The following is a 12,664-nucleotide window of genomic DNA, read 5'->3' on the forward strand; positions in this document are numbered from 1 at the left end:
TGACGGGAGCGCGGCTCAGGAGGCTTACGGATCTGTCCAAGTTCATCGAAAGATACTATCTCAGATTGATCAAACTCAAAACCGGGAAAAACCCGGTCAGCGGCGAGGTGCCGCAGCTCGATCTTCTTCATCGCCGATATAGCTTGAGGTTCCAGTTTCTGAGCGACCTTTGCTGCTGCCCCAGCGCTCTTGGGAATGGTCCTGGCCGACGCTTCTATAAGGCGAGCTAGGCGGCGCGACGCGAGCGCGACAGAGTATCGGATGGAAGCTCACCGAACATGGCGCGATAGTCTCTTGCGAAGTGTCCGAGATTTCCGAAGCCGCAATTGAAGGCGACTGCAGAGACGGAGGTGCGCTGATCTGGCCTCGAGAGCATCTGTTTTGCCTGTCGCAATCGCACCGTTTTTGCAAACGTCGTCGGAGAGTATCCGCGGCTCTTCTTAAACGCCGCATACAGCGCGCGGATGCTGACGCCTGTCTGCGATGCCAGTTCCTCGATCGTGATGGCGCGCCCACAAGAGGCCTCGATATACTCTTCGGTCAGCCGAACGATCCGCGGCGCGACGTCCTTTTCGTCTCTCTCCAACAGCTCGCTGAAATTGTGGCGGTGAGCCGACAGGAAGGAAACGATGAGAGCCTGCTCCAGTTCGGCCAGCACCGCGCGTGGCAGCTCTGTAGCCGTCGCATCCAGCTGATGAGCGAGGAACATCGTCAGATCGCGCAAAACCAGAGCGTTCGGCTGCACCGCAGCCGCCATGGGATCGAACCTGAGGACGCCAGCCGGCTTTGCGCCCAGGAGCGTCGTCAACGACCTTTCCAGCGCCCCCGTACTTATTCGAAGAATGAGCTGCGCATAACCTGGCTCGAACACAATCCTGATCGGTTCACCCGGCGGAATTATACAGGCCTGCCGCTCAGTTATCGCGATCGCCGTGCGATTTAGAACGGTCAAAGCTCTGCCTTTGACGCCAATTTGCAGGCGCGCGAAGTCGCCCTCCGGGAACTTGACGACCGACGTTCCCCCGTCATATGAACAAAAGCCAAGGCCGATATTCGCAAGCCGAAGGTAGTTGCCCACCCCCAGGAAGCCATCTGGCTTGGTGACTGTGAAGCCAGTTGCCCCGTAGACGGTACGCAACGCGTGCTCCATCGCCTCCGGATCGTCTGTACGAATGACGGGAGCGCGGCTCAGCAGGCTTACGGATTGATCTAGGTTCATCGGAAGATGGTACCTCGGTTTGACCGAACTGATACTCCGGGAAAACACCGGTCAGCGGCGAGGTGTCGCGGTTCCATCTTCTTCATCGATGCGCTTCAATTTCCTTCCAGATTACTACTTGGCCTCATCTCATGAGGTCTGCGCTGGACGACGCGGCAACCCTCCCGCCTACCCTCGAGAGAATATCCGCCATGAAGCTGAAGCTCGCTACGCGTATCCAGCAGCGACGTCAGGTGAACGTGACCCGAACAAGTTGAAAAGCGCGGCGCTTTCTACGAGACGAGAATATTCGAAAGACCTGACCCGCTTCTTGGCGCCTCGCCGCAGTCGGACAGCGTCATCATGATTGGCTCTCAGCTTGAGTTGGCGACCCGCGCTTTGCTTCGCCGCTGCCCCAGCGCTATTGGGAATGGTCCTGACCGACGCTTCTGTAAGGCGAGCTAGGCGGCGCGTCGCGAGCGCAACAGAGTTTCGGATGGAAGCTCACCGAACGTGTTGCGATAATCTCTTGCGAAGTGTCCGAGATTTCCGAAGCCGCAATCGAAGGCGACTGCAGAGACGGAGGTGCGCTGATCTGCCCCCGAGAGCATCTGCTTTGCCCGTCGCAATCGCACCGTTATTGCAAACGCCGTCGGAGAGTATCCTCGGCTTTTCTTAAACGCAGCATAGAGCGCGCGGATGCTGACGCCTGTCTGCGATGCCAGCTCCTCGATCGTGATGGCGCGCCCCCAAGAGGCCTCGATATACTCTTCGGTCAGCCGGACGATGCGCGGCGCGACGTCCTTTTCGGCTCTCTCCAACAGCTCGCTGAAATTGTGGCGGCGAGCCGACAGGAAGGAAACGATGAGAGCCTGCTCCAGTTCGACGAGCACAGTGCGTGGCAGCTCTGTAGCCGTCGTATCCAACTGATGAGCGAGAAACATCGCCAGATCGCGCAAAACCAGCGCGTTCGGCTGCACCGCAGCCGCTATGGGATCAAACTTGAGGACACCGGCTGGCTTTGCACCAAGCAGCGTCGTCAATGTCTGCTCCAACGCCCTCGCGCTTATTCGAAGAATGAGCTGCTCATAACCTGGCTCGAACACAATCTTGTTGGGCTCTCCCGGCGCAACTATGCAGGACTGCCGCTCGGTTATCGCGATCGTCGTGCCATTTAGAATGGTCACAGCGCTGCCTTTGAGGCCAATTTGCAGGCGCGCGAAGTCGCTCTCCGGGAACTCGACGACTGACCTTGCGCCGCCATATGCACAAAAGCCGAGACCGATGCTCGCAAGCTGAAGGTAGTTGCCCCCCTGGAAGCCATCTGCTTTGGAGACTGCGAAGCCAGTTGCCCCGTAGACCGTACGCAACGCGTGCTCCATCGCCTCCGGATCGTCTGTACGAATGACGGGAGCGCGGCTCAGCAGGCTCACGGATCGGTCGAGGTTCATCGGAGGATCGGTCCCCACTTATATGGCTTTTGTGAATAATGGAGCGTACGTCTTCCGGGCTGATCCAAGTCAACCTCCGAAACACCTTCGTCAGGCGGCAGGCGCCGCGGTTCCATCAGGTTCCCGTTTCTCACATGTTAATTCGAAAGGGTAATTGGCTAGTGATGCAGCTAATTCTGAGCAAAGTTTGCAGAGATTGGACTTGAGAATGACTTCAAAATCGCCGCGCGACGCGCTTCAATCTCGTTGAGATGAACAGGCCGCAGGTCTTCTCTGCGGCCGCAAGAGAGGAGACGAATGTGGCGGCACGGGACCAGTATTTCGGCCCGACGACGTGGAACTCATGAGGTCCGTGCTGGACGAGGCGGTGATCATCCTGCCCACTGACACACCGCCAGTGTCTCACGTTTCCTATGGGACACAGTCCTCATGATTGGCTCTCAAGCTTGAGCGGGCGTCGTTCGCGTGCTGCTCGACGGCTTTGAGGGAATGGGGATTAGGTGATCAAGACAAGCGCCGCCCAACCGTCGACGCTGGGCGCTTGAGATACTCGATCTTGCGAAGCAGGTCACCGAAGCGATGAACTTATGACCTTGTCACAACGCGAGCCTGGCAACGTCCACACGCCTGTCGATATGAGGCGATATGAGGTGAGTCCTTATCATGCTTATCAAGACGGTCACGTTGCATTCTATTACTTATCTTGTAGGGATTACCAGTTCAGTGGCAGTGCACCAGGTCATCCCCTCGCCGGGCACAGCGATCATCTTCCAGTCCGGCACGACTGCAATACGTTATCAGCAGGTCGCCAATCGCTCGACCAAAAGCGATAAGTTGCCAATCAGGCACGCAAAGCGTCAACTCAACGTGCCAGGTTCTAAATTCGGAACCGACTGCAAACCGCCAATTGATGTCCCTGGGCGCTGCTTTGCAGACGCCGGAGGAACCCGCAAGGTCGCGTTGTCCGCTCCCGGCCCCCTTCGTGGCATACCGATTGCTTTGAACCAAATCGGTCCTGATGCGGCGGGTCTGGTGTAGTCGTGGTGCAGAAAAAAATGACCGATATTCGAGACGGCAACCTGTCCAATCAGGCGGCATTGAAATCGCTAAGCAGAATCCGCACAGCAAAGCTGCGGTTCGATCGGCCGACGTCACGCCAATCGACAGAGGACACCCTGTTGTCGCAGATCGCGCTTTGCGACGTTCTGCTGGACGAAATTCGATCGGTCGCTTGCAGTCTGAAGCGGGCGAGAGCCGCACCCAGTGAGTCGAAGCCTGGTCGCAACCGCGCGCGGCTGCGGTACCATTCCTCAAGACATGATCTGCAGCGACGACGCGCGGCGCAGCGATGCCGCATGCCGTCGAAGTTTCGTTCAGTCGCCACCTAGCCCGGACGAGCGCAGCGACATCCGGGTTCGCTGACACGGCACGTAAGACCCCGCATGTCGCTCGCGCCGACGCGCGTCCCGCGCGCCGGCTGTCGCTTCATGCGGGCTACGCGCTGCACCCATATCCGCGCGAGAAACGCACCATCTCTCCCCCGTCATTGCGAGCTGCGCTCGCAATGACGATTGGGGCGGCGGTCTCGCGCGTCAAGCGGTCATTCGCACCGGGCGGTGGGCACGTCGCTTCGCGGCTCTCGCCGCGTAGCGCCTTTGCCCACCCACGCTACTACAACTACGCATTCTCCAGATGGCACGCCACCCACTGGTCCTCGCCCTTCAGCCTGAGCTCCGGGACCTCGCTGCGGCAGCGGTCGAAGGCGAGAGGGCAGCGAGTGTGGAAGCGGCAGCCCTTGGGTGGGTTGACCGGGCTCGGGACGTCGCCCTTGAGGATGATGGGATTGCGCGCAGCGTCCGGCTCCGGCACCGGCACGGCTGAGAGCAGCGCCCTGGTGTAGGGATGGCCGGGGGACGCAAAGATCTGCCGTCTGGGGGCGAGCTCGACGATGCGGCCGAGATACATCACGGCGACGCGGTGCGTCATGTGCTCAACGATGGCGAGGTCGTGGCTGATGAAGAGGAGCGCGAGGCCGAACTCGCGCTGCAAATCCTGCAGCAGGTTGACGATCTGCGCCTTGACGGAGACGTCGAGCGCCGACACCGCCTCGTCGCAGACGATCAGGTCGGGCTTGGCGGCGAGCGCCCGCGCAATGCCGATGCGCTGGCGCTGGCCGCCGGAGAATTCGTGCGGACGGCGGCTCACCGCGTCGCGCGGCAGCCGGACGATGTCCATCAGTTCGGCGATGCGCGCATCGCGCTCGGCGGCGGTCTTCGCGAGGCCGAAATTGTTGATCGGCTCGGCGAGGATGTCGCGGATGCGCATCCGCGGATTGAGGCTGGAGAACGGATCCTGGAACACGACCTGCACGCGGCGGCGCATCTCGCGCAGGCGGTGCGGGCCGAGATCGTCGATGCGCAGGCCGTCGAGCACGATCTGTCCGGCGGTGATGTCGAATAGCCGCAGGATGGCGCGGCCGACGGTGGACTTGCCGCAGCCGGATTCGCCGACCAGCGACAACGTCTCGCCCTTCGCGATCTCGAACGACACGCCGTCGACAGCGTGCACGCGGCTCTTGGCCCGCCCGAACAGGCCGCTGCGGATCGGAAAATGCTTCTTGAGGTCGTTGACCTGCAGCAAGGGAGCGCTCATGCGGCGGCCTGCTCCTTGGCGGCGTAGTGGCAGGCGGCGACGTGATGCTGTGCCTTCTGCTCCAGCCCCGGCGCATATTGCCGGCACACATCGGTGGCGAGCGCGCAGCGGCCGGCGAACACGCAGCCCTCGATGCGCTGCTTGAGGTCCGGCACCTGGCCGGGAATCTCCGCGAGCCGCTTGATCTCGCCCGACAGCGACGAGCCGAGCTTCGGCAGCGCGCCGAGCAGGCCCTGCGTGTAGGGATGGCGGGGGCTGCGGAACAGTTCCCTCACCGGCGCTTCCTCGACCTTGCGGCCCGCATACATCACCATCACCCGCTCGGCGACCTCGGCAACGACGCCGAGATCATGGGTGATCAGGATGATCGCCGCGCCGACGCGCTGCTTCAGTTCCAGCATCAGCTTGAGGATCTGCGCCTGGATGGTGACGTCGAGCGCGGTGGTCGGCTCGTCGGCGATCAGGAGCTTTGGATTGCAGGCCAGCGCCATCGCGATCATCACGCGCTGGCGCATGCCGCCGGAGAGCTGATGCGGATATTCGCGCACGCGCCGTGCCGGCTCGGGGATGCCGACCAGGGTCAGCATCTCCACCGCGCGCGCCTCCGCCTGCGCCTGGTCGAGCCCCTGATGCAGCCGCAAGGTCTCGCCGATCTGGCGGCCGACCGTCAGCACCGGGTTGAGGCTGGTCATCGGCTCCTGGAAGATCATCGAGATGTCGTTGCCGCGAAGCGCGCGCATCTCGCGGTCGGAGAGCGTCAGGATCTCCCTGCCCTCGAGGCGGATGGAGCCGGCGATCTTGCCGGGCGGCTCCGGGATCAGGCGCATCATCGACATCGACGTGACCGACTTGCCGCAGCCGGATTCACCGACGATGGCGAGCGTCTCGCCGGGATTGACGTGGAACGACACGCCGTCGACGGCGCGGTTGATGCCGGTGGGGGTGCGGAAATGCACCTGCAGATTCTCGACCTCGAGCAATGGCATCATTTGAGCTCCCGGCGATCTCTGACTGCGCTGCTCATGGGCTCTTCGCCATGCGCGGGTCGAGCGCGTCGCGGAGGCCGTCGCCGACGAGATTGACGGCGAGCACGGTCACCGAGAGGAACGCGGCGGGGAAGAACACGATGTAGGGCTTGACCTGCCACAGCGCGCGGCCTTCGGCCATGATGTTGCCCCAGGACGGGATGGTCGGCGGCGTGCCGGCGCCGATGAAGGAGAGGATCGCCTCGGTGATCATGGCGCTGGCGCAGATGTAGGTCGCCTGCACCAGCATCGGCGCGGTCGTGTTCGGCAGGATGTGGCGCAGGATGACCATCGGCGTGCGCGTGCCCGAGGCGACGGCGCCATCGACATAGGGTTGCTCTCGCAAGCTCAAGACGACACCGCGCACGAGCCGCGCGACGCGCGGGATCTCGGCAATGGTGATGGCGAGGATGACGTTGCCGACACTGCCGCGCGTCAGCGCCATCAGCGCCACCGCCAGCAAGATCGGCGGGATCGACATCAGCCCGTCCATGCAGCGCATCAGCACGCCATCGGCCCAGCGCACGAAGCCGGCGACGAGGCCGATGGTGAGCCCGATCAAGGAGGCGCCAAGCGCCACCGCGAGGCCAACCGTGAGCGAGACACGGGTGCCATAGAGCACGCGCGAATAGATGTCGCGGCCGAGCGCATCGGTGCCGAACCAGAAATCCGCCGACGGCAGCCGCGTGCGCTTGGCCGGCGCGATCGCGGTGGGATCGACGGTGAAGAGGAATGGCGCGAACACGCCGATGATGACGAGCAGCAGCAGCAGCGCGCCGCCGATCGCCACCGTCGGATGGTTGCGCAGGAAGCCGATGGCGCCGCGCCGGATCTTCGGCGCAACCATCAGGTCGGGCAGAACAGGGGCGAGGACGAGGCCCGGCGGCGGCGATGTGGAGGTCGTGGCGGTCAATAGCGGATCCTCGGGTCGACCAGGGTGTAGGTGATGTCGATCAGGAGATTGACGAGCACGTAGACGAAGCTGAACAGCAGCACGATGCCCTGGATCACCGGATAGTCACGGCGCAGGATTGCATCGATGGTGAGCCGGCCGAGACCAGGGATCGCAAACACGCTTTCGGTGACGACGGCGCCGCCGATCAGAAGCGCGATGCCGATGCCGACCACGGTGACGATCGGCACTGCGGCATTCTTCAGCGCATGAATGAACAGGATGCCGCCCTGCCCCAGCCCCTTGGCGCGGGCGGTGCGGATATAGTCCTGCTGCAGCACCTCGAGCATCGCGGCGCGGGTGATGCGCGCGATCAGCGCGATGTAGACGCAGCCGAGCGCGACCGCCGGCAGGATCAGGTTCTGCAGCCACGGCCAGACGCCTTGCGCGAGCGGCGTGTAGCCCTGCACCGGAAGCCAGTCGAACTTCAGCGCGAACACGTAGGCCAGGATGTAGCCGACCACGAACACCGGCACCGAGAAGCCGAACACGGCAAAAGCCATGATGATGCGGTCGATCCACGTCCCTGCCTTCCACGCCGCGATGACGCCGAGCGGCACCGCGACGATGATGGTGAGGACCAAAGTCACCATCATCAGCGACAAGGTCGGCTCGATCCGCTGGGCGATCAGGGCCGACACCGGCAGGTTGGTGAAGATCGAGGTGCCCAGATCGAAGTGCAGCAGACGCCACACCCAACTGCCGAACTGGACCAGGAATGGCTGGTCCAGTCCGAGATTGGCGCGGATGCGCTCGACGTCGGCCGGGCTCGCCTGGTCGCCTGCGATGACAACGGCCGGATCGCCCGGCGCGATGTACAGCAGGCTGAAGACGAACAGCGCGACGATCGCCATCACCGGCAGCGTCGACAGGACTCGTCGGAGCGCATAAGCGAGCATGAGACGTCTTTCGCTTTACGCCGTCTTCGACACGCCCCAGAACAGCGGGATCGGCCCCTTGGTCACGCCGGAGACGTTCTTGCGCCACGCGGTGTAGCCGAGGAAGAAGCCGGTCGGCGCGAACACGACGTCGTCGAGCGCGGCCTTGTTGATGCGCGCAGCAACCGCCTTCTCCTCGTCGAGCGACTTGGCGGCGAACCAGTTGGTGATCTCCTTTTCCACGGGCTCGCTGGTCGGCCAGCCGAACCAGGCCTTGTCGCCATTGGCGCGCAGCGCGGTGTAGGCCGCCGGATTGATGCAGTCCGCGCCCGCATGCCAGGTGTGGAACATGTGCCAGCCGCCTTGCGAAGGCGGCGTCTTCTGCGCGCGGCGGGCGCCGACGGTGCCCCAATCGGTGGCGACGAAGTCGACGGTCATGCCGAGCTTCTTCAGGAGATCGGCGGTAACGTCGCCGAACGCCTTGGTGATCGGCTGGTCCTGCGCGACGACGCAGGTGATCGGCTCACCCTTATAGCCGGCCTCCTCGAGCAGCTTCTTGGCCGCCGCGAAATCGCGTTTGCCTTTGAGGATGTCGCCGCCCGCCTCGGTATAGAGCGGCGTGTCCGGCGTGAAGAAGCCGGGCAGCGGCTTCCACAGCGCGTTGTCGTCGCCGACCAGCGCGCGCATATAATCTTCCTGGCTCATCGCCATCAGGATCGCCTGGCGCGCCTTCACGTTGTTGAACGGCGCATGCAGGTGGTTCATGCGGAACGAGCCGACATTGCCCAGGGGATCGCCGATGTCGACGCCGATGTTCTTGTTGCCCTTCAGTACCGGCACGAGATCGGTGATCGGGTTCTCCCACCAGTCGACCTCGCCGTTCTGCAACGCGGCGGCCGCGGTCGCGGGATCCGGCATGATCACCCATTCGACGCGATCGACCAGCACCTGCTTGCCGCCGGCGAGCCACACCGGCTTCTCCTGGCGCGGCACGTAGTCGGTGAACTTCTCGAACACGGCCTTGGCGCCCGGCACCCACTCGCCCTTGACGAACTTGAACGGGCCAGAGCCGACATATTCCGACATCTGCTTGAACGGGTCGGTCTGCGCAATGCGCTCGGGCATGATGAAGGCGCAGGGCGCATTGCCCTTGCCGAGCGCGAACAGCATTTTCGGATAAGGCTGCTTCAACACCCATTTGAAGGTCTTGTCGTCGACGGCCGTGAGCTCGTTCTGCAGCGCCTTCAGCATCAGACCCATCGGATCGCGCGCCGACCAGCGCGTGAGGCTGGCGACGACGTCCTTGGCGAGCACCGGCTCGCCGTCGTGGAATTTCAGGCCGGGACGCAGCTTGAAGGTCCAGGTCAGGCCGTCATCGGACACCTGCTCGGATTCCACCATCTGGCGCTGCGGCACGAACTGGTCGTCGATGCCGTACAGCGTATCCCACACCATCGCGGCCGCGTTGCGCACGACATATTGCGTGCCCCAGATCGGATCGAAATTGGCGAGATTGGCCTGTGGAACAAAACGCAAGGTGCGTGCGGCAGCGCCTTGTGCGATCGCCGGCGCCGCAAACCCCGTCAGCGCCAAGCCACCCGCGCCCGCCAAACCCTTCAATACCGTTCTGCGATCCATGTTCTCTCCTGATGCAACATGCCCAAGTTCAATTGCCGAAATTGTAAGCAAGGCCCATGCCATGCGCGCGAAGGGGATTCATTTGAACGCAAATGAGGCATGAGGCGCAAGACCGATGGTGCCGTAGGGTGGGCAAAGGCGATGCGATAATCTCTCCACGTCCGAGGTCACCGTAGCGCCGTGCCCACCATCGCGCCACACACTCCGCCGCAAGACGGTGGGCACGGCGCCATTGCGGTCTCACATTTGGAAACAGCACGGCTGCGCCTTTGCCCACCCTACGCAGTGTGCCAGCTGGCCGCATCACGGCTTGCGCACCGGCGAACCATCCGCCATCAGCCGCTCGCCCTTGCGCTCGACGATCATGCCGTAAGCCTGCGGCTGGCGGTGGACGTCGAAATTGAAGATCGTCTGCTTATAGGATCTGCACAAATCGAGGTCACAGCGCGCCAGCGCGATCTCGTCGCCCTTGGTGGCGCAGGCCGCGACGATCTCGCCCGAGGGCGCGATGATGCAGCTGCCGGCGATGTGATCGATGCCCTCCTCGATGCCACCCTTGGCGACGCCGATGACCCAGGTGCCGTTCTGATAGGCACCGGACTGCATCACCAGGCGGTTGTGGAACAGCGAAAGGTCGTCATGCTCCGGTGCGGGCGGATTGTGCACCGGCGTGTTGTAGCCGATCAGCACCATCTCGACGCCCTGCAGCCCCATCACGCGATAGGTCTCGGGCCAGCGGCGATCGTTGCAGATCGCCATGCCGATGACGCCGCCAAAGGCGCTGGCGACGCCGAAGCTCTTGCCCGGCTCGAAATAGCGCTTTTCCAGATGTTGGAACTTGCGCCACGGCTCGTGCTCGGCATGTCCCGGCAGATGCACCTTGCGGTATTTCGAGACGATCGCGCCGGTCTTGTCGACGAGAATGGCCGTGTTGTAGCGGTGCACGATGTCGTCTTCGACCGTCAGCTCGGCATAACCCAGGCAGAAGCCGATGCGCAGATCCTTTGCGAGCGCGAACAAGGCCTGCGTCTCCGGCCCCGGCATCTCGCGCTCGAAATAGAGGTCGATCTCGGCCTGATCGGCCATGTACCAGCGCGGGAAGAACGTCGTCAGCGCCAGCTCGGGATAGACGATCAGGTCGCAGCCATTGGCGTGCGCCTGCCGCATCAACGCCATCAGTCGCGCAACCACCGCGGTGCGTGTTTCATTCTTGGCAATCGGGCCGAGCTGACCAATGGCAACGTTGACGAAGCGCGGCATGTTTCCGTTCCTTATTTCGGAACTAAGTGATCGTTCCGTGGCGCGCAGCTCTTGCACCGATCATGCCATGCCCGCTCAATCGCGCAAGCCCGGCGCGTAGCCGAACGCCACGGCCGGCTCGGCCGCGGTCTCGACCCACACGCTCTTCACCTGCGTGTATTCGTAGAGCGCCTCGACGCCGGAGGAACGGCCATGGCCGCTGTTGTTGTAGCCGCCGAACGGCGAGGCGACGTTGATGGTCTTGTAGGCGTTGATCCAGAACGTCCCGGCCTTGACCTGTGCAGCGACGCGATGCGCGCGCGCGACATCCCTGGTCCACACCGCGCCCGCGAGGCCGAACTCGCTGTCATTGGCCATCGCGATCGCCTCCGCCTCGGTGTCGAAGCGGATCGCGGCGACGACCGGACCGAACACCTCCTTGCGCGCGATGCGCATGGCGTTGGTGACGTTCTTGAGCACGGTCGGCTTGACGAAATATCCGCCGTCCTGCGCCACGCCAGTTGCGCCAGCGACGACCTCGGCCCCCTCGGCCGCGCCTTCGCGGATCATCGACAGCACGTGATCATATTGCTTGGCGTTGTTGATCGGACCGATCTCGGTGTCCGCCGACAGCGGATCGCCGCATCTGATCTTCGCCGCGCCTTTCGCGACCAGATCGACGAAGCGGTCATAGACCGCGCTCTGCACCAGCAGCCTGGAGCCGGCGACGCAGCTCTGTCCGGCGCCGCCGAAGATCGCGGCCTGCGCGCCGACGGCGGCGCGTTCGAGATCGGCATCGGCGAACACGATGTTGGCGGACTTGCCGCCGAGCTCGAGCACCGACGGCAACAGCCTGCGCGCCGCAGCCTCGCCGATCAGCCGCCCGGTCGGTACCGAACCGACGAACACGACCTTCTTGACCGCAGGCTGGCCCAGCGCGGCCTGGCCCGTGGTGTGGCCGAAGCCGGCGAGCACGTTGACGACGCCCTTCGGCAGGCCCGCGCGTTCGGCGATGCTTGCCAGCGCCAGCGACGTCAGCGGCGTCAGCTCCGACGGCTTCAGCAGCACCGCATTGCCCATGCTGATGGCGGGCGCGATCTGCCAGCCCGCGGTGAAGATTGGCGCATTCCACGGCGTGATCTGCAGCACCACGCCCATCGGCTCGCGACGCGTGTAGTTGAGATGGCTTGAAGGCACCGGGATGACGTCGCCGTGGAATTTGTCGGCCCAGCCGGCATAGTACTCGAACATCTCCGCGACCTTGGCGACCTCGCCCCTGGTGTCGCGGATCGGCTTGCCGGCGGACAGTGCTTCCAAATGCGCCAGCGGCTCGGCCGCGGCGAGGATCGCCCGTGCCACCGCCTGCATCACGCGGCCGCGGCCCGCGGCGGTCAGATTCGCCCACTCCGCCTGCCCCGCCTCAGCAGCAGCCGCCGCCTTTGCCGCCACGTCGACACCGGCATCGGCATAGGTGAGCAGCAATCTGCCGGTGGCGGGATCATTCACCGAGACCGTCGCGCCATCGCCGACGATGAGGTCACCGCCGACATGGGAGCCGACGGCCTCCAAGTCAGGCCAGAACGGCAGCGTCGCGGCGCGCAGGCGGGGATCGATGAAATGGGTCATGGCGG

Annotated in this window: 10 protein-coding genes; 1 reads left to right on the forward strand and 9 read right to left on the reverse strand. The window is 63.6% G+C overall.

The window, feature by feature from the left end; all coding sequences use genetic code 11:
* Positions 1–226: 226 nt before the first annotated feature.
* Positions 227–1,219, reverse strand: coding sequence for an AraC family transcriptional regulator (locus QW881_RS06840; RefSeq protein WP_315754147.1), 993 nt, complete (start codon positions 1,217–1,219; stop codon positions 227–229).
* Between the two features lie 440 nt (positions 1,220–1,659).
* Positions 1,660–2,649: an AraC family transcriptional regulator gene (locus QW881_RS06845; protein ID WP_315754145.1), complete on the reverse strand. Its 990-nt coding sequence runs from the start codon at positions 2,647–2,649 to the stop codon at positions 1,660–1,662.
* 663 nt (positions 2,650–3,312) lie between these two features.
* Between QW881_RS06845 and QW881_RS06850 the strand changes: the two genes are divergently transcribed.
* A complete protein-coding gene (locus tag QW881_RS06850; RefSeq protein WP_315754143.1) occupies positions 3,313–3,687 on the forward strand; it encodes a hypothetical protein in 375 nt (124 codons plus the stop codon).
* 639 nt (positions 3,688–4,326) lie between these two features.
* Here the strand turns inward: QW881_RS06850 and QW881_RS06855 are convergent.
* The 7 genes from QW881_RS06855 to QW881_RS06885 all read right to left on the reverse strand — a co-directional run bounded on the left by QW881_RS06855 (position 4,327) and on the right by QW881_RS06885 (position 12,659).
* Positions 4,327–5,301, reverse strand: a complete 975-nt coding sequence (locus QW881_RS06855; protein ID WP_315754141.1) for an oligopeptide/dipeptide ABC transporter ATP-binding protein — start codon at positions 5,299–5,301, stop codon at positions 4,327–4,329.
* Positions 5,298–6,287 (reverse strand): ABC transporter ATP-binding protein, encoded by a 990-nt coding sequence (locus QW881_RS06860; RefSeq protein ID WP_315754546.1) that lies wholly within the window; start codon positions 6,285–6,287, stop codon positions 5,298–5,300. Before QW881_RS06860 ends, QW881_RS06855 begins: the two co-directional genes overlap by 4 nt.
* A 34-nt stretch (positions 6,288–6,321) precedes the next feature.
* The gene (locus QW881_RS06865; RefSeq protein ID WP_315754138.1) at positions 6,322–7,239 is read right to left on the reverse strand and encodes an ABC transporter permease; all 918 of its coding nucleotides are present in this window, start codon (positions 7,237–7,239) and stop codon (positions 6,322–6,324) included.
* Positions 7,236–8,177, reverse strand: coding sequence for an ABC transporter permease (locus QW881_RS06870; RefSeq protein WP_315754136.1), 942 nt, complete (start codon positions 8,175–8,177; stop codon positions 7,236–7,238). The genes QW881_RS06865 and QW881_RS06870 overlap by 4 nt, the downstream gene beginning before the upstream one ends.
* A gap of 15 nt (positions 8,178–8,192) precedes the next feature.
* Complete coding sequence (locus QW881_RS06875; RefSeq protein ID WP_315754134.1) at positions 8,193–9,794, reverse strand: ABC transporter substrate-binding protein; 1,602 nt, start codon at positions 9,792–9,794, stop codon at positions 8,193–8,195.
* A 303-nt stretch (positions 9,795–10,097) separates the two neighbouring features.
* Positions 10,098–11,054, reverse strand: a complete 957-nt coding sequence (locus tag QW881_RS06880; protein WP_315737556.1) for an N-carbamoyl-D-amino-acid hydrolase — start codon at positions 11,052–11,054, stop codon at positions 10,098–10,100.
* A 75-nt stretch (positions 11,055–11,129) separates the two neighbouring features.
* Complete coding sequence (locus tag QW881_RS06885) at positions 11,130–12,659, reverse strand: aldehyde dehydrogenase family protein (protein WP_315754132.1); 1,530 nt, start codon at positions 12,657–12,659, stop codon at positions 11,130–11,132.
* Between the last annotated feature and the right edge of the window lie 5 nt (positions 12,660–12,664).

This window comes from Bradyrhizobium sp. SZCCHNS3016, assembly GCF_032484535.1.
Lineage (GTDB): Bacteria > Pseudomonadota > Alphaproteobacteria > Rhizobiales > Xanthobacteraceae > Bradyrhizobium.

What these genes read in the sequence shown, in the direction of transcription:
- QW881_RS06875 (WP_315754134.1), bottom strand. Translation starts at nt 9,794, where the DNA reads ATGGATCGCAGAACGGTATTGAAGGGTTTGGCGGGCGCGGGTGGCTTG.
- QW881_RS06870 (WP_315754136.1), bottom strand. Translation starts at nt 8,177, where the DNA reads ATGCTCGCTTATGCGCTCCGACGAGTCCTGTCGACGCTGCCGGTGATG.
- QW881_RS06860 (WP_315754546.1), bottom strand. Translation starts at nt 6,287, where the DNA reads ATGCCATTGCTCGAGGTCGAGAATCTGCAGGTGCATTTCCGCACCCCC.
- QW881_RS06840 (WP_315754147.1), bottom strand. Translation starts at nt 1,219, where the DNA reads ATGAACCTAGATCAATCCGTAAGCCTGCTGAGCCGCGCTCCCGTCATT.
- QW881_RS06845 (WP_315754145.1), bottom strand. Translation starts at nt 2,649, where the DNA reads ATGAACCTCGACCGATCCGTGAGCCTGCTGAGCCGCGCTCCCGTCATT.
- QW881_RS06850 (WP_315754143.1), top strand. Translation starts at nt 3,313, where the DNA reads ATGCTTATCAAGACGGTCACGTTGCATTCTATTACTTATCTTGTAGGG.
- QW881_RS06885 (WP_315754132.1), bottom strand. Translation starts at nt 12,659, where the DNA reads ATGACCCATTTCATCGATCCCCGCCTGCGCGCCGCGACGCTGCCGTTC.
- QW881_RS06880 (WP_315737556.1), bottom strand. Translation starts at nt 11,054, where the DNA reads ATGCCGCGCTTCGTCAACGTTGCCATTGGTCAGCTCGGCCCGATTGCC.
- QW881_RS06855 (WP_315754141.1), bottom strand. Translation starts at nt 5,301, where the DNA reads ATGAGCGCTCCCTTGCTGCAGGTCAACGACCTCAAGAAGCATTTTCCG.